Source organism: Aquipseudomonas alcaligenes NBRC 14159, assembly GCF_000467105.1.
In the GTDB taxonomy this organism is placed as follows: domain Bacteria; phylum Pseudomonadota; class Gammaproteobacteria; order Pseudomonadales; family Pseudomonadaceae; genus Aquipseudomonas; species Aquipseudomonas alcaligenes.
The window spans coordinates 10143-31367 of the sequence record NZ_BATI01000009.1; the positions used below are offsets into that span (position 1 = coordinate 10143).

The 21225-nt window shown below is 65.8% G+C and carries 15 protein-coding genes; all 15 read right to left on the minus strand.

What is annotated here, in order from left to right; all coding sequences use genetic code 11:
- Positions 1-15 precede the first annotated feature (15 nt).
- Positions 16-9147: an LPD38 domain-containing protein gene (locus tag PA6_RS22430; protein WP_021700100.1), complete on the minus strand. Its 9132-nt coding sequence runs from the start codon at positions 9145-9147 to the stop codon at positions 16-18.
- A gap of 36 nt (positions 9148-9183) precedes the next feature.
- Positions 9184-10416, minus strand: coding sequence for a hypothetical protein (locus tag PA6_RS06510; RefSeq protein WP_021700101.1), 1233 nt, complete (start codon positions 10414-10416; stop codon positions 9184-9186).
- Positions 10417-10426: 10 nt separating this feature from the next.
- Entirely contained in the window at positions 10427-10678 is a 252-nt protein-coding gene (locus PA6_RS06515; protein ID WP_021700102.1) for a hypothetical protein, read from the minus strand.
- Positions 10679-10681: 3 nt separating this feature from the next.
- Positions 10682-11116, minus strand: a complete 435-nt coding sequence (locus PA6_RS06520) for a hypothetical protein (RefSeq protein ID WP_021700103.1) — start codon at positions 11114-11116, stop codon at positions 10682-10684.
- Positions 11116-11778 carry a hypothetical protein gene (locus PA6_RS06525; RefSeq protein WP_021700104.1) on the minus strand — a complete coding sequence of 221 codons (663 nt, stop codon included), beginning with the start codon at positions 11776-11778 and terminating at the stop codon, positions 11116-11118. The genes PA6_RS06520 and PA6_RS06525 overlap by 1 nt, the downstream gene beginning before the upstream one ends.
- Positions 11775-12245 carry a hypothetical protein gene (locus PA6_RS06530; RefSeq protein ID WP_021700105.1) on the minus strand — a complete coding sequence of 157 codons (471 nt, stop codon included), beginning with the start codon at positions 12243-12245 and terminating at the stop codon, positions 11775-11777. Before PA6_RS06530 ends, PA6_RS06525 begins: the two co-directional genes overlap by 4 nt.
- 40 nt (positions 12246-12285) lie before the next feature.
- Entirely contained in the window at positions 12286-13188 is a 903-nt protein-coding gene (locus PA6_RS22435) for a hypothetical protein (RefSeq protein ID WP_021700106.1), read from the minus strand.
- A gap of 349 nt (positions 13189-13537) precedes the next feature.
- Positions 13538-14749, minus strand: a complete 1212-nt coding sequence (locus PA6_RS06545) for a phage tail tip fiber protein (RefSeq protein ID WP_021700108.1) — start codon at positions 14747-14749, stop codon at positions 13538-13540.
- A 20-nt stretch (positions 14750-14769) separates the two neighbouring features.
- Positions 14770-16395, minus strand: coding sequence for a hypothetical protein (locus tag PA6_RS06550; RefSeq protein ID WP_021700109.1), 1626 nt, complete (start codon positions 16393-16395; stop codon positions 14770-14772).
- Positions 16396-16605: 210 nt separating this feature from the next.
- Positions 16606-18090: a hypothetical protein gene (locus tag PA6_RS06555; RefSeq protein ID WP_021700110.1), complete on the minus strand. Its 1485-nt coding sequence runs from the start codon at positions 18088-18090 to the stop codon at positions 16606-16608.
- Positions 18087-18368: a phage fiber-tail adaptor protein gene (locus tag PA6_RS06560; protein WP_021700111.1), complete on the minus strand. Its 282-nt coding sequence runs from the start codon at positions 18366-18368 to the stop codon at positions 18087-18089. The genes PA6_RS06555 and PA6_RS06560 overlap by 4 nt, the downstream gene beginning before the upstream one ends.
- The gene (locus PA6_RS06565) at positions 18369-19514 is read right to left on the minus strand and encodes a hypothetical protein (RefSeq protein WP_021700112.1); all 1146 of its coding nucleotides are present in this window, start codon (positions 19512-19514) and stop codon (positions 18369-18371) included.
- Between the two features lie 10 nt (positions 19515-19524).
- Positions 19525-19953 (minus strand): phage tail fiber protein, encoded by a 429-nt coding sequence (locus tag PA6_RS06570; RefSeq protein ID WP_021700113.1) that lies wholly within the window; start codon positions 19951-19953, stop codon positions 19525-19527.
- 42 nt (positions 19954-19995) lie between these two features.
- Positions 19996-20556 carry a hypothetical protein gene (locus tag PA6_RS06575; protein WP_021700114.1) on the minus strand — a complete coding sequence of 187 codons (561 nt, stop codon included), beginning with the start codon at positions 20554-20556 and terminating at the stop codon, positions 19996-19998.
- A complete protein-coding gene (locus PA6_RS06580; RefSeq protein WP_021700115.1) occupies positions 20553-21224 on the minus strand; it encodes a phage adaptor protein in 672 nt (223 codons plus the stop codon). Before PA6_RS06580 ends, PA6_RS06575 begins: the two co-directional genes overlap by 4 nt.
- Position 21225 lies beyond the last annotated feature (1 nt).

The following is a 21225-nucleotide window of genomic DNA, read 5'->3' on the forward strand; positions in this document are numbered from 1 at the left end:
CAGCCCCAACCTGGCTCAATGAGTGCTCGCTCTCACCGTCTCGATTCGCTTCCCTGCTATCTCCGTCAGCCGGTTCTTAATCACCTGCAGACGATCCAGCTCCCTCCGCTTCCTATCCCCGTCCCAGGCACTTAGTCGCACGATGTCCATCCGGGCCGTGATCGCGCTCAGCTGTCGCTGCACCTGGCCCAGCGGCTTGCGCATGGCCAGGATGTCGCGCTTCTCGCCTACCAGCTCCCTTGCCTCGTCCATACGGCCCAGCTCCTGCAGGCGCTTCACGTCGGCATAGACCCGGCCGGACTCCTTCAATCCCTCGTAGAACAGCGTGCTGTAGCGGTCATACGGTGCCGGCGCGCCCAGGTCCTTGTAGAAACGCCGGATCGGCTGGTACTCGTGCCAGCGCTTGGCCGGCTCGTCCTCGCCTTTGGCCGTGCGCCAGATGGTGTCGATGATGCCGGCGCCCCAGCCGCCGACCTGGCCCAGGTAGCCCTGGATCAGGTGGTCGGCCTGCAGTGGCGACAGCGTGAAGTCGTCACCCAGTGCCGAGGTGGCCTCTGAAATCAGGCGGGCGGGCGCCGTCGTGCTGGCCCGGGCGCGTAGCGTCGGGCTGACTTTCTCCATCCCCGCGCTCTCGATAGGGCGGCCGGTGAAGGCGTCCTTGTTCGAGTACACGTCAAGAGCCGGCTGGAAGGCCTGCGGGACCGGCGAGAACGCGAAGGTCTGGGTCACCATCGCCCAGAGCCGGTCGCGGAACAGCTTGCCGCTGGCCTTGTCGTCGATGGCCTGCTCGGCCAGGCGCTCGGCCAGGGTGCTGACGGCGCCCACCTCGAATGGCTTGGGCACGAAGAACGCCTGATCACCGATGCGGAAGAACCAGTAGCTGTCCTTCTGCCAGTCCTCGAGCTTCCGGTACTCCTCGTCGTCGTGGTTCGACAGGTACAGCATGACACTGGCCAGAGCCAGAGCGCCGGTCACAACCCCGAAGCGGGCGGCAGCCTGGCGGTCGCTGTCGGTTCCCTTACCGAATGCCACCAGCACGGCCGGCTTGCCGCCGGCGCGGTAGAGCTTGTCCAGGCCCTGCAGACGAGCATTCAAGAACGGCACAACGCGGATCAGGAAGCGCACCGCTGGCCAGGCTCCCTCCTGGCTGAAGTCCATCAGGTCCCTCGCCTCGTAGGCCGCGCGGAGCGTGCCCTGCTCCTGGTTCTGCAGGAAGGCCGCGGCGCGGTTCGCGTTCTCCGCCGTGTTGGCGAAGGAGTTGTAGGCGTCCCACCCGGCGACCAGCAACTGCGGCACCAGCTTCGGGCCGTCCACCAACTTGGCGCCACGCAGCCCGCGGCGCAGGCCAGCTTTCACCTCTTCAGGATCCGCGCCGTAGATATGGCCGAAGCTGAAGGCGCCGCCGCTGGCAAGCATCTGGGCGCGGGTCTTCTCGTCGCGGAAAGCCTTGATGCCCTGGAACATGTTGGCGGCGACGTTCTTACTCACCGGCGTTGTCGCCGCGGCTTGCATCGAATCGCGCAGGAAGTTGGCCAGGATGAACTGGGGTGTAATGGTGGTCATGTTCGTGAAGACCCGCTTGAACATGGCCATCGCGCGCACCGCGAAGTTGTTCAAGCCTGGGTCTGCCAGCGAGGTCAGCGCCTCGAAGACCAGGGCGTCATCCACCTGGTAGAACACCCGCTCGCCAGCCTTGAGCACGAAGGTCGACGACTTCGGGTCGCGGGCCGCCTCCGGTACCTGCTTGGCGATACCCAGCTGCTCGGCGTTGGTGATCGCCTGCTGGGCGGCCTGGTTCTTCAGGCTGGCGGTCAGCAGGTGGTGGAAGTTCATCAGGGTGTTTTCCAGCAGATCGTTCAGATTCTGCTTGCCGCCCTTCAGCTTCTTGTACGCCTCCTGCCGGCTCAGGCCCTTGGCGGCGCGCGGGCCGGCTGCCTTGGCCTCCTCGTCCATCACCCGGTAGAACGGGACATAGAACTCGTCCCGCCACATGGCGCGGTTCTCCGAGCTGATGATGCCGGTCTGCTCGGCGATGGCCAGCACGTCGTCCCGGTACTGCTGGAACTCGCGGAACACCTCGTCGTAGACCTTGGCACGCACACGGCCGTCGGCGGTGGTGCCGCGGTTGATGCCCTTCAGTGCGGCGATGTCCTTGGCGTCGAACAGATTCTCGCGGCCCTCGGCGGCCAGCTTGGCGGCGCGGTTGCCCGCGATCCAGCCCATGAAGCGCTCGATCTCCGCGGCATCGCCGAGGCGCGAGAACACCTCGCCCAGGCCCATGCTGCCGTCGTCGCGCATGCCGATTACCTTCTGCTGCTGGTCCAGCACGATACGACCGTTGTGCATCATGGCGTTGAGCGCGCCCGCGGCGGCCGGCGCCATACGGGCCAGTACCCAGGCGCTGGACGTGATCGAGGATTGCAGGAAGTCGGCGCCGTGCAGCTCCTCGTCCAGCTCTTTGAGCGCCGCGTACTTGTCGACCAGCCCCCGGCGGAGCTTGGTCATCAGCCGGTCGGTGTGCTCGCGGTACCAGTCGATGGCGCGTTGGCGAACGGTGCGCGGCGCGATCTTGCGCAGTGCATCCTGCTCGTCGGCATTCAGGTCGGGGTGGGCATCAGCAACGTGCGGCCGGCGGGCGCCGGCCAACGAGTAAAGATTCTCGTCGGGGTCTACAGATGCTTCAGTTCCGGATCGATCTGCAGCTGCTGCTTGGCCCACTCGGAAGAGGCCTGCATCTCGCGCCGCAGCGATTCGATCTCGGAGTTGCTCAGGCGATAGCTGTCCCTTGTCGAACGTGAGGAGTGTTCGAGCTTCAGATTGGGTGAGGCCTTCGAGGCCGTAGCCGAAGGTGTCACGCCACCAAGGTTCGATGCTGCCGTATTTGCCACGGACTTCCGCCAGAGTGGATGGGTCAAGCGATAGCTTGCGGGAGTAGTTCTTACCGGTCAAGGCGACCGCTCCGACTACCCGACCGCCGTTGTCCTCGATGTGGGTCTTCAGCTGGGCCAGGGTGCCGCCCTGGGTCAGGGTGTCATCCAGGATCAGGTAGTCGCCCACCGCCACCTTACCTGCGAAGGTCGGCTGGTTGGCGATGCGCTCCAGGGCGCTGGACTGGGTGCGGCCGACCTTCTCGGCCTGCACCGGCGCCGTATCGGTCTCCAGTCCGAGGCGCTGGGCGAGGACCTCGGCCGCCATCAGCGGGATTCGGTTCTTCCCTGCCCCCTCGACGGCCAGCACCGGCACGATGCGCGGCTGGCTGCCTTCCGGAATCAACGCCCGCACCTGCTCCACGAACTCCGGGGTCACGGCGTCGCGGGCCAAGCGCAGCGCGGCGCCGTCGTCGCCGGCCTTAGCCGCCTCGTAGTCCGGGTGCTTGTTCAGGAAGCTGAGCGGGTGCGCCAGCACAGTATCCGGAAACTCCTTGGACCAGCCGCGGCGGGAGTACAGCACCGCCTGGTCTGCGCCCTGCTGGCCGTTCTGCCGGCGCAACCAGGCCCGCGACTGCTCGCCCAGGGCCAGGATGTCGGTATAGGTCCAAGGCACCTGGGGGAACAGCTGGCGCAGCAGCTCGCGAATCTTCGAGAGCACCCGCTGCAGCATGGTCGGGCGGTCGCCGTCCTCGAGGAGATGCGCGACCATCTCCTGCGCAACGAGCACGCGCTGCTGCTTGGCGTCGAGGCGCTCCAGCACAGAGGCATAGGCGTCGCGAATCTGACCGATGCGCTGCCGGCCCTTGGCTGTGGCCTGCTGGCTGGAGTAGAGCCGCTCCATGACGGTATCCAGCTCCTCGCCGAGCAGGCCTCGAATGCCGCGATGCCCAACCTCCTCATGCACCGCGGTGTAGATCGCATCGGCCAGGCTGCTGTGGTTGCCGGCGACGACGTAGGTTTTCCCCGAGCTGCGCACACCGCGCAGGTCCTGCGGGGCCACGCCATCACGCTTCGCACGGGTGCGGGTCGACAGCGGCAGGTCCTCGAAGTCCTGAACCACCTCGACGCCGGCCAGCTCCGGCGAAGCCTTCAGGGCCTCGCGCAGCTGATCGGCCGACACCTGCACACCTTGCTCGGCGCCCTCCTGCTGTTCGCCGCCCTGGCGATACAGCTGGACACCAGCGTCGGTCTCGCGGGTCTCGATGGCATCCACGAGCTTGTCGAAGGCCTGGTTGATTGCCTTGCGCTCTGCACCAGTCGGGAACGGGCGTTTCCAGCCCCAGGGTGTAGGGATGGCAGCCTGCTCGGGGCCGTAGTTCAGGAACGGGCTGCTGCCGCCCTGCTCGGCAACCTTGTCCTCGACGTAGCCCTGGAAGGCGCGCGCCGCCATCTCGTGCGGCGTGGTCCAGTAGTCGGTACCGCGGCCCTGGTCCAGCTCCTTGGCGTCCATGGCAAACTGAGTCGGCACGCGCCTGGTCTTCTGCTCGCCGTCTTGAGCCTCTGCCAGCATCTTCAGGCGAGACGAGTAGTGACCCATGACGCCGCGCAGGCGGTCCAGCTCGCCGTTGCTGTCGGCGCTGAAGCCGCTCCGGCCGCGCACGGCCTTGTAGATCGCGCTGATTTGCTCCAGTGCGTCGTTGGTCCAGCGCATACCGCTGAAGGCATTACGGCGCGACAGCTTGGCGTCCGGCTTCGTAGAGCGAAGCTCGGTATCAAGCTGCACGCCTTCGAGGATCTGCTGGGCCACGGTATCGAACGCGGCCAGTTGTTCCGCGGTCGCCGGCTTGTTGTAGCGCTTCCAGTACTTCGGGTCTTTCTGCTCCGCCAGGTCGGTACGCAGGCGGTCCAGGCGCTCGGCGACCTCCTTGCGGGAGCGGGCCACGAAGTTGTCGGCGCGGGCGGTGTCCTCCACGTACTGCTCGGCCTTGTGCTGCATGGTGTCCATCAGCTCCTTGTAGGCCAGGCGCACCTCCGACCGAACACCGGAGCCGGTCCGCCTGAATCCCGAGCTGACAGCCTCGCGCTCGAAGTTGCCGGAGGTCTTGAGCGAGCGGGTACCGTCCTCGTCGGTCACCCACTCGGCCGAGGCCTTCCCGTCCTGACGACCGAAATAGTGGTCAAGGGCATGGAACCATTCGTGCGCCAGGGAGCCGGCGCCGTTCATCTTGGTCAGGTTGATCGCCACCTTCCCCGGCTCATAGTGCGCGCGGGCGCCGCTAAGGCCGTGGCCACGAGCACCGAAGGCCAGGGCCAGCTCGCCGTTCAGGCTGATCGCCTTGGGCGGAATGTCCATCACCTCGGCCAGGTCGAGCAGGCCGTCGTAGGCGTCGTCGAGCAGTTGCTGCCGCTCTTCCTGGTTGTTCCAGTTGCCGAACTCGACCCCTCGGAAGCCGAAGGTCTCGATAAAGGCGCTGTCCCTGACCGGACCATCACGGCGCGCGGCGCCGATGCGCTGGGCATTCGCCGGCCGCGGCAGGTCCGCCTCGCCAAAGGTGGTGTTGGTCTCGATGATCTGCTGCGCGTTGACGGCCATGTATTCCATAGCCGCCTCACGGCTCGGGAACACCTGGTCAACGACCTTCACGCGCTTGTAATCGCTGATGGACCGCCAAATCTCGAAGCCATCACCATCGCCCTGACGCTGCGACACGACGCGATGCTTCAGAGCAACCGCGATCAGCGGGATGGCCTGCTCGGCTTCCTCGCGTGTGGCGTAGCTGCCGACCTTCTTGGGCTGCTTCTTCCAGTCCTTGAGCCGGCTATCGCGCACTTCCCAGCGCCCGACGTCGGCAGGGTTGGTGCTGCTGACCACCTCGGAAATCTCGAACCGACGCGCCCAAGCCGGTCGCGTGTCGCTTTCAGCTGTGCGACCAGTGCGGGGGCCGGTGGATACAGCACGATCCTTGCGCGCACCTCCGATCTTCTCGCCGAAGTCCTCGATCTTCGCCTTCGCCTCGCCACGGGTGCGCGGCGCAAACATATCGTTCTGCCCACGAGCCTCGGCCACGTCGGCTGGACGATCAGATCCGGTAAGGGTGAAGTCGGCGCGGTCGCGGTCTGCTTGCGCCTTCTGCTCGGCCTGGCGTCGTGCCTCGGCCTCTGCCTGCTCGGCCGCCCGCTGCTGGGCGGCCTGCTCCGTCAGGCTTCGTTCGGTCTGCTGCTCGAGTCCGAATGGTTCGACTTTGCCAGCTTCTCGCGGGCCAGGTCGCGCAGGCGCTCGCTGCTGGCGATCTTGTCCGCCATCAGCTTGCCGTAGGGGCTCTCCTGCCACAGCTTCTCGGCCAGCTGCTCCTGCTCCGTACTCAAGGCTTTCGGCTCGGCTTTCTTCTCGCTCGTCATACTCGTCCTCGTAGCGCTGGGCCTCTGCCAGCAGCTGCTCGTCGTGGGCCTTAGCGGCCTCCAGGTGCTCGCGCACCCTGTTCGCTACATCGACACCATGCTCTTCTTCGACCTGAGCAATATAGGCTTCAAACCGCTGCTGCTCACGCTCAATCTCGTCAGCATAACGCTGTTGCAGTTCACGCTCCATCTGCTCCTGCTGCGCCTTCGAGCCAGCAGCGAAATGCGTGGTGCCATTCAGCTCGTCACGCAGGGCCTGCTGCAGCCACGGGACGCCGCCCAGGTTGTCCATCTCGCCGGCGGGAATGTAGCCGTGCTGGTCCAGCAGCGACGCCATGTCGTCGACGCTGGTTCCGGTCTTGTCGCTCCAGAGCGCACCCACCCCGGGCACATGCTTGTTGCCTTTGCTGTCGCCCGTAGTGTCCTCGCGCCACTCGGTCTTGAGCCAGCCCAGGCGGATGGTTGCTTGCAGCAGCGAATCGCGGTCCCGATCCACGTTGCGGCGCGGTCCCTTACTCGCAACCGGCTTGGCGCGGCGGGGCTCTTGCTGGGCAGGCGCAGCCGGCTTCGCCAGGTCGCCGCCCTTCAGCCACTGCTTGAACTCCGCCACCGGCATCGCCGAGACCTTGCCCATCTGCCAGTCGGCGTCGAAGTTGCTGCGGTACGCGGCCACGGCCGACTCCTGGTCGGGGAAGCCGATCATCACCTTGTGCTCGTCGAAACTGCCGTCCTGCTGATTCAGCTGATCGACGACGAACACCTGGCCGCTCTCCTCCTGCGGCCCCAGGTAGACGTCCACCTGCTCGCCGTCGGCGCCGGTGGTGCGACGGATGTAGCCGTAGTGGTCGCTCATTGTGTGGCGCCATTCGCTGCCGTCCGGTCGCCGGCCACTGCGCTCGGAGCCCCGCGGGTTCTCGATGGACAACTCCAGGCCGTGCACGCGCACCTTGCCTTTCTTGTAGTTGCCCGCCTCGATCTGGGCGGCGGTCGGCGCCGGCAGCTCGTTGGTCGGCGAAGTGGCCGCCTCGTTGGCCTTCATGTCGAGCGGCCGCATCTCGTGCCGTACCTGTTCCGGCTGCACCTGGATGGCATAGCCGCCCTGCACGCGAATGACGCGCGGCTCTCGGCCGGCGGCGCGGGCGTCACGGAATGCCTTGCTCGCCTCGGCACCCTTGGGCGCATCGAACGGCTTGCCATTGGGCTTGCGCAGCAGCTCGCCGCGGGAGCGGTCGCGCGGCTGGGCGGTCGGGGCCTGCTGGTCCATACCGCGGCCACCCTGCACCTGATCGCTCGGGACCTGTGGCGCCACCGGGCCGCGCTGAGCGTTGCCCTGGCCGTCCACCACGATGGTCTCCGGCGCCGGCAGCGCAGCGCGCTCCGGCTCGGCGTCGATCGTCAGCGGGTCTCGCTGCTGCTCGGCCTGCTGCTGGCGGGCGCCGAGCTGCAGCTGGCCCTCCAGCGGCGCGGGCTCTCCGCGCGGGCTCTGCTGATCCATGCCCGGGCCGCCGCCCAGGTTGGCCGGGTCGTTCTGCGGGTTGACCCAGTTGCGGGCCTGCTGGGCCGGCTGCTGCTCGCCGTCCACGTTGCGCACCGGGCCGGTGTCCTGCACGTTGCCCTGGCTGTCGCCGTAGAACACCTGCTCCGGTGGCGGCAGGCCAGCCAGGCCTGGCGCTGGCAGCGCCGCAGGCTCGGGCGTGTTCTCGAAATCGGCATCTGCCTCGCCCTGCTGGCGCGCCGGGGCCTTGCCTTCGCCCAGGGCCGCACCGAGAGAAGCATGGCCAGCGCCGCCAAGGGCACCCAGCACGGCATCGCCGAAGGTGTTTTCTGTCAGGCTGCGCTGCTCGCCGAGCGCGTCGTTGGTCGAGGCCCTGGCCGCCACCGTCTCGGCAACCTCCTGCAGGCCTTCGGCTGGAGCATCGAACACCAGGCCGGCAGCCAGGCGCTGCCCGACACCACCGCCCACCATCTTCTGCAGCGGGCCCAGGGTGAACTGGGTGGCCAGGCCGCCGAGCGCGCCCACAGGCGCGGCACCGCTGAACGCTGCATCGCGCCCCATCAGCGCCAGCTCCGCACGGGCCTCTGGCTCGGCCAGCTTCTCGCGCAGGGCGCGGTAGACCTCCGACGACTTCTGCAGCTCGGCGTCAGGGGTCTCCTGGATGCGCTGCTCCACCTCATTGGCAGCAGCGCCGCCGGCCTGGAGGCCTCCGGTTGCCATCATGGCGGTGGACTGCGCCTGGCCCGACTTACCGCGGGTTGCGATCAGCACGCCGGCTTGTGGAGCAAACTGGCCCACCAGGCCAGCCATCTGCAGGCCGTAGCCCGCAGCGCTCGGGTCCTCGCCGAAATCCCAGGTTTCAGGGGCCAGAACGTCGCCGGTCGGCGTGCTCTGGGCAAGCGCGTCCTTGGCGGCCTGGCTCTTGCTGTCTGCGACAGCCTGGCCCTTCTCGTCCAGCCAGCCGCCGGCCGCACGCGCGGCCGGGTCTATGGCGTCGGCGGCCAGCTCACGCAGAGACCTGATCTTGGGCAGCTCGGTGCCGTCAGGCAGGGTATTCGACAGCCCCCGGTCCTCCGGTCGGATCATATCGCCGACGCCACTGACGATAGCCCCGGTGCCCTTCAGCAGGCCGGCACCGGCCTCCTTCACGAAGTCCATAGCCCCGACCTCGCCCTGATCGGCTGTCGGCTGCGAGAGAGTTCCGAGCGTGTCCTGGTCGTACAGTTCGCGGGCACGAGTCTCCCGGCCGGCAGGAACGCGCGGCAGTACTACCTGCTCGAAATAGAGTTGGCGGGCACGCTCTTGGCGCTCGGGGGCCAGCGCGCGGAATTGCTCGCTGGCTGCCACGTCCGCCCAAGGGCGGGGTTGGCCGTTGTTCTGCATCGATGCCTCCCGGCAGTGATGGGATTGTGTCAGCGGTTACCAGAGGCCCTGCAGGTCGCTATCAGCGTCCTGCTTCTCTGCGCTCGGCGCGCCGCTCTGTGGCTGTGGAGTTGGAGCCGGTGCGCCCTGCTGCTGGCCGCCATTCAGCCGGTCGAACATCTCTAGACCAGCCTGGAACGCCTGATCGCTCGAAACTCGCGTTTCGGCCATGGGGTCCTGGTTGCCGCTGATCATCTTCGCATAGTCCAGAGCGAAGTCCTGGCGGCTCTTACCGCGCGCGCCGCGCACCATCGACCAGGCCGACTGCACATCAGGTGCCGCGCCGGAGTTGACCAGCCACTTCGCCGTCTGCACGTCGGCCGGAGCGTCCTTGTCGTCGAACTGGTTGACGAAGCCCAGGCGCTGGCCGAGGGCCACGGCACGCTCGCGCCCGCCGGACGACTGCAGCACGCCCTGCAGGGACTTGTAGCCGGCCACGCGGTTGACCAGATCCTCGATCGGCACCTGCATAACCTCGTCGTCCTCGGCGGTACCGCGATTCTTGGTCATCGGTGCGTTGTAGGCCTTGCCGTCCTCGCCGACGACCTCCAGCTCGAAAGCCAGCGTGCCCGGCTTCTGGCCCGGGTAGACGCCAACGATGCGCTTCTTGCCGCCATCGCCGCGCTGGATGTTCGGGCCGAACATGTAGTTGATGGCCTCAAGGGACTGGGGGTCGTTGGCATCAGCCGGGTTCTTCGGGTCCAGCACCTCGGCGGCGCGCTTCACTGCCGCGTCCATGCGTGGATCGGCGACATGGTTGGGCGCCAGCCAGGGGTATCGCTTGAAGGTCTCGATCTCGTCGTCGCCCAGCTCCTGGCCTTCGGCGATCTTGCCGTATCCGGCGCGCAGGATCTGCATGTCGCGCTCCTCGTCGCGCTCCTGACGGCGCATGCCCAGTTCCTGCTGCTGCAGACTGAACCGGCGGTCATCGGCACGCATTTGCCGCTCGAACTGCTTGCTGGAGATGTCCAGTTGCCGCTCGTCCAGCGCATGGCGCTGCTCGAACTGGTGCTGCTGCTGGCCAAACTGTTTCTCGTCGAGGCCGAAACGGCGCTCTGCCAGGTCCCGCTGCTGCACCATCTCGCGCTCGCGCATATCCAGGCCGCGCTGCTGCATGGCGATCTGCTCGTCGGCGTTCTGCTGGGCAGCCTGTCGTGCCTGGTAGTTGTCCATCAGCTGGAAGCCTTCGCGGAAGCCGTCCCAGGCACCGCGCGTATCAAGTCCGCTCATCATCCCCCCCTTACATGAACGAGCCGGCCAGCAGGCCGACAGCGCCGCCGATGGCCGCGCCCCACGGGCCGCCGACCTGCGCGCCCATCATTGCGCCGGTGGTGGCCATGCCGACCTGTGACTGCCGGCGCTGGGTCTTCTGCGCCTGCTGCTGCTGATCCTCGAAAGCCCTGTTCTGTTGCTGCTGCTGGTTCAGCTCCTTCAAGCCCTGCAGCGCCTCGCCTTCCATCTGGCTCTTCAAGCCGAGTAGTCCGTAGGACATGCGTTACCCCTGCTGTACTTGCCCGGTGTTCGGGATATTGGAAAGCCCCATGCCGCCGGCGAGGATCTTGTCCTGCAGGTCGCGGGCCGAGATGGATGCCTGGTTGTAGGCGGCGGCCGAGTCTGCCGCACGACCCAGCGAGAGCTTGCGCTGCTCGGCCTGCTGTTGCGCTGGCGTCAGGTTCAAGCCCATGCCCTGCCGCTGCAGCTTCAGTGCTTCGCCGGTGTTGGCATAGCTGGTGTTCACCGCAGCAGAGGCCGCGTCTCCCTGCTGTCGTGCGAAAGTCGGAGACTTCGCCATGTCCGCCAGCCGGTCGATGTAGGGGCGGAACCGGGTTTTCCAGTCCTCCCACTGTGCACGGTAGAGCTGGCCGAGGACATCCGAGGCGCCCTGGTCTCCAGAGAACGCCTTGTTCGGATCAATCAAAAAGCCTGCCATCACATATTCCTCACATAGGCCGGGTTATTGGTCAGCGGCTGGGTCTGCCCCTGCAGGCTGAGCCCGGCGCCGCTGCTGCTCGGCGTGGTCAGCTTGCCCATGGCGAAGTTGGCGCCAGCGCCGGCGATGCCGCCGAGCAGCTGCAGGTTGGCCGAGCGCCGGTTAAAGGCGGTCGCCGACTGCTGACGCGCATCGGCAGCGGACTGCGAGGCGATGTCGCTGAGCCCGTTCTGCGCCTGGCCGGACTGGCCGGAACCGATAGCCACCACGTTCTGCAGGCCGCGGACCTTCTCGGTGGTCTGCTGGAACTGGGCCCGCCCCATAGTCTCGCCACCCTGCTGGGCGCTCTCGCCGGCATAGTCGGCCATGGTGCCGTTCCAGCGGCCGCTGTTCGGGTTGATCCCACCCTGTCCCAGCTGGTCACCGACATCGGCCAGTCCCTTGCTGAGCTGCGCCTGCGACGCCTGGGTGGTAACACCTCGGAGGTAGCTCATGCGCCCCTTGGAATCGAGATCGTCGACTCGGGCCATGTACTCGCTCTCAAGCGGCGCCAGCACCTGCTGGGCATAGTTCCATTTCTCGGCCGCTACCTTCGCTGCGTAGCGCTGCTCCGGGGTGTCCTTGATGGTGTTGTCAGGCTCGTCGCCGCCGCCTCCGCTCATGCGTTGGCCCTCCCTTGGTCGAGGTCATCGATGTAGCCCTGTAGGCTGTCTTCGTGGAAGTGCATACGCACCTCCTCGGAAACCTGCTGCATCCAGGCCATGCCGCCCACCAGGTACGCGCACTGCACCACCAGGCTGGTCAGCTGGTCACGCAGCACGAACGCAAGGGTCCGGCCGTGGTAGTCGCCGCGCCGCTCCAGCTTCACGCTGTCGCGCCAGTCCTGCAGCGCAGCCGCCATCAGCGGGCGCAGATATGGCTCGTGGGTTCGGTAGAAAGGATTCGCCGGCAGTTCGATCAGCGCCTGCCAGAAGGCGTCGTAGACCTTCTCGTCGGATACGAGACGGTCCTTGTCGATCAGATCGTCAAGGGTCTGAGAGATGCGAAACAGGGTCTCGCAAAAGAGAATTGGCGCGGTCTGCTCCTGCAGCACATGCTGCAGAAACTCGCGCTCGTTCGAGCGTGGCATCGTTGTCTCCCGACAATGAATGGGCCAAGGATAGCAAGGCTCAGATGCGGCTGAAATCCGCAGTTAGCAGGCCGTAGCCATTGAGCGCTTGGCCGGCGGTTGCTGATTTATGTTGCGGGTAGCCGAACTCGACCATGCAGCGAAGCAGGCTGCGGTCATCTCCACGGAAGCCGAAGAACGGAACGGCTCTAACCTCCAGAAAATCGCCGAAGTCCACCCACTGCGACATCGCGCAAACCGAGGAAATCATAATCCCAAGGTCACCGTCTCTCGCGCCCCAGGGGTGTGCGTAGTATTCGGTCACCGGATCGACATCGACATTGGGGTCCGTGCGCGCACCCGTGGAGAAGTTGAAGCCCCACTGATACCGGTCAATTTCCTGCCCGCCCACTCTTGGATAGGAAGAGCCCGGCCACCCCGTCTCGTACCACCCAGTAAGCAGGCGGCGAAATGGCGCAATGGGCCAGTTGCTATCGAAGATAACAAGGCCGTCCGCGTTGAACACCCGCAAGCCATAGCCGCTCTGGATCGGCGCGGCGGGATGGCATACGCAGGCGTGGTACCTCCAGCCCGTGAAGGCACCGATCCTGACCTGGCGCCCAATGTGTGCAGAAAAGTTGCTGGCACCCTCCCCGAACCCCCACATGCGATATTCCATGCGTTGGGCGAAGATGACGCGAAAGCCGGTCCAGCGCCCGGGCGCGCCCAGATGACAGAACAAGCCGAGCCCGACATCGCCGGCCTGGTGTGTGGGAACCCCAAAAACCATTGGCGGATTCGGCGTGGTGATGGCGCTCGGGTAGGTGACAGTGCATGCCGAGTAGGCCTGATTGGACACCTGCGAGACCTTGATGTCGCCGGAGTGAACCACCCGCAGAACAGGGTTGTTTTCGTCGATGATCAGGTGCCCGCCGTTCCCGCGGGCGAAGAATCCGAAGCTCATACGTTGGTCAGCACGTAGATCAGTAGAGGGCCCTTGAAGACGGTTCTGCTCCTGGGCGGAGAACAAACGACTGCGCCGTTCTCAACGGTCACGATTGGCATCGGCGTGCACGACGCAGCGAGCTTCGCACCCGGAGAGGTCCGCTCCCAGGGCTCGACCTGCGGAAACGACCAAACAGCCAATGGGGTAGTCGCCGCAAACATGCCAGCCCGGGCAGCCGGGCATGGTAGTCGTACAGGGCCAGCGAACTGACCTGCGCCCAGGCTGACGGTAGCCACCAAACGCACGGTAAAGGTGTCAGCGTCGAGAATGACGTTGCCATCCTCGTCGCGTATCAGGAGGCCGAAGCTCATGCCGAAAGGTCCCCCAGCTGGACCCGTAGCGTGCCGTTGCCGTCGAACACCTTTACGAAATTCTCTCGCACTTCCATCCGGCCGCTGTTGCCAGCGCTGTTCAACTCCAGCCCACCCGCCTTGTCCAGTTGCCAGCGAGGCCGCCCATTGGCGCCTGACTGCGACGACTTAAGCACACCGGCGATGTTGGCGTCAGTGACACGCAACTGATCGACGTCGAGCATGTCGGCCCGCAGCAGGCCGGCGAGCGTGGTGACGGGCTCGCCGGCTCCGTCCACCAGCTTGCCGAAGGTGATCGGCCCCAGGTGGCCCTCCTGAATCGAGGCCTGCCGGATAAACGCGGAGTCGATGTAGACCTTCCCGTCCACCACCATGAATGGCTTCACCGCCGACTTGGCGGCGCCAGGCCGGGCAATCCAGAAACGGTCGGCGAGCACGGCGAAGTCGGCGGTCTTGCCGTCGTTGTAGGCGCCGAAGCCGGAGACATAGCCGTTCACGTCCAGCTTGAGGGTGAACTGGGCGGACAGTCCCTGCACCACCTTGGCCTGCTCCTGGATGCTCGTGCCAAAGCCGTCGAGACGCCCGCGCAGAGCGTCTTCCAGCTCGGACTCCCCGAGCTGGCCGGAGAGCTGCCCCAGCAGGTAGTCCGCATCCGGTAGCGGCCTAGCAAAGGTGCCGCCCGGTGAGTTGGGCGGCCCCTCCACCGCCGAGGTGCTGGTGAAGGTGACCCAGTAATAGAAGCCCGGAAGCTCCAGGGGGTTCTCGACGCTGGCCGCGTCGTCGCGCACCTTGTCGCTGTAGAACATCCCCGCCTCTCGGCCGATCAGCTCGGCCTTGCCGAAGTCGTCCACCGCGGCGCGGTAGAGGTTCGTGTAGGCGTGGTTGTTATAGGCCTCGTGTGGCGGGTCCCAGCTCAGGTGTACCAGGCCGAAGAAACTGCCATCGGCGAGAAACCCGGTCGGTGCCGGCGGGACGGACATATCCGGGTTCGGAGTGACCGGAACGAGACCGCCATCGGGGTTGCCCGGCACTCGCAGGCCGGCCACGCCGCCGTCCAGCAGGTCGCGAAAGGTCAGCTTGCGGTCCAGCTTATTGCCGCGCACACCCTCGCCGGTCTCGATGATCTCCATCATCGCCTGCATCAGCGGGCGCAGCTCGCCCGGCACCTTCGCCGAAAGCGCCGGCAGCGTAATTCTCTTCGTTGTCATCGGTGCCTCACGGCAAGCGGTTACACGATCTCGGCGGCCGAGGTCGCCACTTGGACCGACTGCACCTCGTGGGTGCCCTCGATCTCGATTTCCCAGTCGCGGGCATCAGCATACCCCGGCGGCAGGCGCACCAGGCGCCTGTCCTCCATCTCCAACTCGGCGGCGATCTCGCCGTCGGCCAACAGGCGCAGGGTTACCGGGTAGTCGCGGGCGATCACCTTGGCGCAGGAGAACGCCCCGACGCCTGGCGGCACCTCGAACACCTTGGAGCGCCAGCGCATCGGCATGGCCGCGCCCTTCCCCCAGCCGACAACGCTGTTTCCCTGAATCAGACACAGCGTGTCCTTGTCCAGATCGAAGTAGCCGCCGCTGGCGCTGATGTCGTAGAACTCGAAGCCGTCGCTCGGAGTGAAGGAGAAGCAGCCGCCCTGATAGAACGCCAGGTAGCGGCCGTCGTAGCGGTAGGCATGGATGGTGGCCGGCTGCAGGGCCTGCCATTGCTCCTTCGAGATGGCCGGCTCGGTCAGCAGCTTGGCCTCGCCGCCACCCACGGCGACCAAGCCATTCGGCGAGGCATAGAGCGCGTAGTCGCCCATGTCGACCAGGGAGCGCCGGGCCACGCACGGCAGCAGCTCGTCCAGCAGCGAGTCGGCCATGCCGGCCGGCGACGAGCCGGTGATCAGGTGCGGGCGGCCGTTGGTGGCCACCACCAGCCCGCCGGCCACCGCGGCGATGCCGACCACCTTCTCGGGCATGGCCACCTGGTAGGACACCGGCCAGGCGTGGGGGCGGAAAGCCTCGCTGAAGCACACCGTGTTGTCGAAGAAGCCAGCCAGGTAGCCGCCCGGCAGCGCGGTGAGTCCGACCATACGCTCGTCCGGCATGTCCCACTCCAGCGAAGACAGGGACACGCCCATCTGCTCGCTGAGCACGGTGTCGGTGTAGCTGCCTGTCGCCGCCGGCACCGTGGCCACCTCCTGGAAGACGCCGGCGGACTCGGCGCGATAGATTCGTTTGCTGATGATGTCGTGCGGCCCGCTCGGCACCGCCGGCAGGGCCAGCACCAGATTGCCGCCGGCCGGCGCGCCGGAAACCATGTCCCAGCGCAGCATCGCGGTGCTCGGCGGACTGGGCGGCCCCTCCTCGCCGAAGCGAGTAATCAGGGTCACCACGTAGACCGTCTGCACCGCAGTGATCGGCTGGTCCTTCACCGGCACCCGGTTGCCTGGCGCGGATGCGACCGGCGCGCTGGCGGGTGCCGGTACCCCCAGGCGGAAGCTGCTGCTCGGGTACGGCGGTGACCCGGCGGTGATCTGGGCGATGCCGCCCATCTTGGGATAGCCGTCGCCGGTCCAGTAGACGCGGCTCCAGGCGTCGTCCGCCAAGAGCGACTTCACCACGTCCACCAGCTTGCCGCCTCCCCACACCATCCAGAAGCCCGCGCCGTTGTTGCCGTGCGGGTAGCGGTAGAGGCTCGACGGCGCGATAACGCTGGGCAGGCCGGCCACCGGAGCTGGTGCACGCTCCGGTTTCAAGGTCCCGCGGCGCAAGTACACGTTGCGCGCCGCCTGGGCGTTCTGCTCCGGCAGCAGGCGCTCATCGACGATTGGTAGCTCGCCGCGAAATGCGGCTAAGGCCAACTTCATGCCGTATCTCCAGACAGAAAAATGCCCGCACGTGACGGGCTGGTTGGATTGATGCCGCTACCGACGCCTAAACCTGACATCAGGGCTGGGTCCGCAGATGAATCATCGACTACATCAGCTCGACCGCGCCGGCGACAAGCTGATAATCCGTAGCCTGCCGTTGACCGATAGCCTCATCGCAGCCGAACGTTCCGTATTTCGTGTTCAGATTCATGACGCCAAGTCGAACCAGATTTGATCTAGAGGGAAGTGCCCCTCAGTAAACGGATACGGTTGATCGGGGGCTATGACGAACACGATGTTGCCATCTGGGTTTACGAAAATCAGGCAATGGTTGAAGTAGAGGGGCGTGCCGGTGTCCCAGAAGATCGAGAATGCTTTTCTCTTTGCCGGGCGAAAGCCCACCGGGAGAGTGGCGATAACTTTGGACAAGGTAGAGCCGATGTCGGTGTGAGTCCCTGAAACCGTTACCTTGCCCCGCAGACGCACCACGTCGCCGACCTTGGCGTAGGAGGGCCGGCTGTAATCGGCTGCGTCCCCGGCCGAATCCCAAGTAAATGGGGAAACCAGAGTCAGGTTGGTGTAACTGGCTGCGCTCAGGCCGTTGATCTGCGCCTGCAGCTTGCCGATGGCAGCCAGCACCGTGTCGGTGGCCAAAACTGCAGCAGCTGACACAGTGCTAAGCCCGGTGAGCACCGCAGCACGAACCGCCTCCGCCAAGTCTTGCCAGGTCTTGTCGCCGCGCCAGAACTGGGCAGTGGTGCCGGCTGCTATCGCGTTTTCCTTGGTGGCAGGACTGAAGTTTCCATCGTGGTAAACCTGCTGCCAAGTTACCGTTCCGCTGTTGTTCTGCCCGAGCCAGAACTTACGCGCGGCCGGGCTGCCGCCGTTCTCGAACACGTAGTAGTAGCAGGTAGTGCTCAAGATTCGAACGCACAGCACGCCAAGCTGGCTATTGCCTGATCCTGCGGGGCCGTTTGCCGTGGCCCCGGCCGCTGCAGCACCAAGTCCTCGGTAGAACCCAGACGGCCTGATCGTCGCAAAGTCGGCTATCACTGGCTCGGAGGAGAGGACACTACCGAGTCCGTGCGCGCCGTTCAGCATAACCGACCCAGAGGTCGTGTCGGTCTGCGAGGTCTGCTTTACCAGATCGTTGGTCCGCCACAGCCGTTCGCTGGTCGTGTCCGTTGCGGATGTGGTGGCGGCCCGAGTAGCCGCGGTACTCAACCCCAGCAGCGTCCGGCCAGCAGCCTGGTCGGCGGCAGCTGCGAACGCTCTGCCGAAAACCGTCAGATCGTAGACCGACATGGCCCCGTCAGCAGTGAAGTACGGCGCCTTGTTGGCCGCACCGATAAGCTCCGCCAGTGCGCTCAAATTGATCGCGGCATCTTGCTTCCCATCCATACTGCCAGCGGTCAGCCTTGCCTCAACCAATGTGCCGTCCGGCCAATTGCGTGCAGCCCCTTCCTGTCCGCGCGCAACTGTCAGTGTCGTTCCGGACCTACTCGTCACCTTAACGACTTCCCAGAACGCCTCATTGCCATTGGCATCCACGCCGATCAATGTCAGCAGTAGGTGTTGCCCAGCACCGGGCGTCGGCATCCCGGCGGCGCTAGCCACATTCAGGATGCTATCCCCCGCAGCCACGGCGCCAACAAGTGCGGTGGCGAAGTTGTTCACAAAAAGCTGCTTCATACGTCGCGCACCCGGCAGGTCAGTTCATCTTCGAAGATCTCGCCGCCAGCCGTCTGAACCTTGACGGTGATTTTGTAGGCCGCACCGTCGAAGCCCTCGCTGACCCACAGTCGCACGCGGCTTCCATCAACGAGGGTTGGCACTACAAGCAGGCCAGGTTGGTCAACGGTGCAGGACATCACCGAGGCAATCTCGTCCCCGTCATCCAAGGCATCGCTGTAGATGATCGACTTACTCAGCCGCTCCGCGGGCTGTTTGGGAAATGTCCCCAGCTTCATTCATCGTCTCCATTCCCGTGCTTCTGCCGGCCGCGCAAAGTCGCGCGGCACGGCTAGCCGGGAGAAGTTTTCTTCGGTGGGATCTTCAGCGTTGGGATTGAGGTAGCTGTCGGACTCGCCAAGCACCTCGATGACCGCAGCCCCTTTGCCGAGTCGGTGTCGGGCGCCCTGGCCCGATAGTTGGAGCCCTACAACAGCAGAGCCGCTGCAGTGGACGATACGAGCGGCGCGCAGGCTGCTACCGACACTGACAATCGTCGCCTCCAGTCCTGGATACGTTCGCTTGTAGCCGGTTAGCGTCGCGCGCAACGACTGGGCGGCTTCACCCTCGCCTCTTACAACCACGGCGCCGGTGCACGCGACACTGGCCTTCAAGACAGCTTCTCCGCGGACATGCCGAGCAACGCGGAAGCCGCCCAGCAATCGCAGCCCCAACACAGCGTCGCCAGCCAGTGCTGGCTTGATAAGCGAGCCGCTTCCGGAACCATTCAGTTCGAAGTCCAGAGACCCTATGAAGGCCTGGCGCAGCATGCCCGCGTCTTGTGCTTCCAGCCCTAGCGGGGCAACGCCGGAGAAGCCGATGTGCCGCACGCCGCCTGCATCAATGTGGGAGCCCTCCAGGCCTCCATCCATTTTCATCGGCATCAGCTCACCGGAGATCCGCCGAATCGCAGACGGTGCCAGCAAGCCAGCCATAACGGATGCAGCGGCGCCCTGCCCCATCACTCGCTTCGTCGGAGCCAGTTCAGCATGCATGGGGCGAATGACCGCCTGGCCGTCGATGAAGACCACGCCCACATGACCCTGCAGCTCAAGCTCGACGACAGCTGTGCCGAACCCCAGCACTGCTCGCGTGTAATACAGGTCGGCGGCGACCTCGAGCACGGCTTGGCCAGCGCCGCTTCGCGAAACGGTCTGAGCCAGCGTTGCATCCACGGTGCACGACCAGGCCCCGCCAGCCATTCGGATGGAGCTGGCGAGGAATTGACCGGCCAGCTGCTGCAGCGCATCGCCTGCGCCATGGACGATTCTGGTCGCTACGAGGTCGGCTGTGACCATGGCCACGGCCTGGCCCGATCCGCGGACAGGCAAGCGCTTACCTGCGTTGAGCCTGCGCCTATTGAGCGCGGAATCGTTCAGGCGCACGGGCTACCCCTTAGCGGGAGATCAGGCGCAGCGCGCCAGGAATCGCCGAGAAGATGTCGGTCGGATCGATGGTCTTGGGCGCAGTCAGCGGAGCATGAGCCCACATGTTGCCGCCGTTGCCCGAGTCCCAGATCGAGAAGTGGGTGACCTGAACCGAGGCGGCGCCATTGTTCGCGGGGAAATTCAGGGTATTGGCGTTGGTGATTTGCTTGCCGCCACCGGCTTCGTCGGCTGAAGCGGTCCAGGCCGAAGACAGCGGCGAGCCGACCGTCTGGCGCGCATAGGACGGCCACGCGGCGGCACTCACTTCAGTGCCGAGCGCCGCATCGGCAGGGTCGGCCGTATGGAGCGCGACGAAGAAGTTGGACGGGAGCGGCAGCTGAGTGCCGCGGAAATGCTCAAGCAGTGCAGATTCGAGGTAGTTGGATGCAGCGGACATAATCGGCCCTCCCGGGCTGGATTGGGATGTTTGGTGAAGCGGTTACAGGAAGCGCGGCACCTGCATGCGCACGCAGCCTTGTTGATGGCCGGTCAGAGCCAGGTGCCTGGCATCAGCCTGAGCACTCAGGAATTGGCGGCTGTGATAGTCGCTCAGCGCCAGGTCACGCCACGGCTGCGGCATGCTGAACAGTCGGTACTTGGCGCCGTGGATCAGGGCCTCCGACCAGCGCGACAGCAGGTCTGCGGGCATATCGCGCCCAAGGGTCGGCCGGCAGACCAGCGCCCCGTCTAGCTCGTCGCTCGTCGGCGGGAGGCGAAACTCCACGGTGCTGGCGGTCGGCTGCCAGAACGCATCGCCCGGCACCAGGTCCCGGCCGGCGTCCTTGAGCCAGAAGATGCGCAGCACCTCGGCACCTGGCGGAACTTCAATCGCCGGCGCGTCGGACTGGGCAGCCACGACAGCAAGTCCATCGTTGTGCACCCACACATTGCCCTCGGTGCACAGCTCGCGCTGCGCCCAGCGCAGCATGTCCCGCAGGGTTGCCCGTGGGCAGCCAGGGAAGTCCGGCTGCAGCAGGTCGACAAGATCGTTGATGGTCATTGCGCGCTCTCAGCGTTGGGGCTGGCCGAGCCATCGCCCTGGATCTTGAGCCCGAGCGCGCCTTGGGCCGCCTGCAGGTGGGAGGTTGCGCGCGCCTGGTTGACGCCACCCTCTGCGTCCTTGGTGAACGCTCGCGCCAGCACCAGGTCCAGCAGGATCGGCGCATAGGTATCGGGCAGACGGATAGCCTCGGTCGAGTCCGGTGTTGCCTGGGCGACGGCATGTGGAGTCGGCACTGCCGAACAACTGACCAGCACCTTCGCGCCCGGGGCTGCCGGCGGGTAAACGTAGAACACCCGCGGCTCGTCTTCCTCGAACACGTAGTGCTCGACGGCCAGGCTGGCGGCCTCGCCGTGCCAGCGCGGGCGCATGGCGTTCAGCTCGGCGCGCAGCATCGACGTGACGATCAGACCTTTCGCCTGCGGCGCGGTGTTGTGCAGAACCTCCAGCAGGCGCTCGCACCCGGCCGGTATGGCTTGCCGGGTCCCTGCAACGCAGGCGACCTCGGCGGTCACGGTGTTCGCACCAGGGCGAATGCCGATCACCACGCCGTAGGCCTCGTTCAGCCAGTCGAGCAGCTCCTTGTTGGTCCAGCGCGTACCGTCCTTGGTGCGCTCCTGCAGGATGGTTCGTGCGCGCCGCAGCACGTCGCCCACGGTGACAGCCATC

Bases quoted from the DNA above. Each gene is read 5' to 3' on its own strand.
- PA6_RS22430 (WP_021700100.1), bottom strand. From the start codon at position 9,147: ATGCAGAACAACGGCCAACCCCGCCCTTGGGCGGACGTGGCAGCCAGC.
- PA6_RS06510 (WP_021700101.1), bottom strand. From the start codon at position 10,416: ATGAGCGGACTTGATACGCGCGGTGCCTGGGACGGCTTCCGCGAAGGC.
- PA6_RS06515 (WP_021700102.1), bottom strand. From the start codon at position 10,678: ATGTCCTACGGACTACTCGGCTTGAAGAGCCAGATGGAAGGCGAGGCG.
- PA6_RS06520 (WP_021700103.1), bottom strand. From the start codon at position 11,116: ATGGCAGGCTTTTTGATTGATCCGAACAAGGCGTTCTCTGGAGACCAG.
- PA6_RS06525 (WP_021700104.1), bottom strand. From the start codon at position 11,778: ATGAGCGGAGGCGGCGGCGACGAGCCTGACAACACCATCAAGGACACC.
- PA6_RS06530 (WP_021700105.1), bottom strand. From the start codon at position 12,245: ATGCCACGCTCGAACGAGCGCGAGTTTCTGCAGCATGTGCTGCAGGAG.
- PA6_RS22435 (WP_021700106.1), bottom strand. From the start codon at position 13,188: ATGAGCTTCGGATTCTTCGCCCGCGGGAACGGCGGGCACCTGATCATC.
- PA6_RS06545 (WP_021700108.1), bottom strand. From the start codon at position 14,749: ATGACAACGAAGAGAATTACGCTGCCGGCGCTTTCGGCGAAGGTGCCG.
- PA6_RS06550 (WP_021700109.1), bottom strand. From the start codon at position 16,395: ATGAAGTTGGCCTTAGCCGCATTTCGCGGCGAGCTACCAATCGTCGAT.
- PA6_RS06555 (WP_021700110.1), bottom strand. From the start codon at position 18,090: ATGAAGCAGCTTTTTGTGAACAACTTCGCCACCGCACTTGTTGGCGCC.
- PA6_RS06560 (WP_021700111.1), bottom strand. From the start codon at position 18,368: ATGAAGCTGGGGACATTTCCCAAACAGCCCGCGGAGCGGCTGAGTAAG.
- PA6_RS06570 (WP_021700113.1), bottom strand. From the start codon at position 19,953: ATGTCCGCTGCATCCAACTACCTCGAATCTGCACTGCTTGAGCATTTC.
- PA6_RS06575 (WP_021700114.1), bottom strand. From the start codon at position 20,556: ATGACCATCAACGATCTTGTCGACCTGCTGCAGCCGGACTTCCCTGGC.
- PA6_RS06580 (WP_021700115.1), bottom strand. From the start codon at position 21,224: ATGGCTGTCACCGTGGGCGACGTGCTGCGGCGCGCACGAACCATCCTG.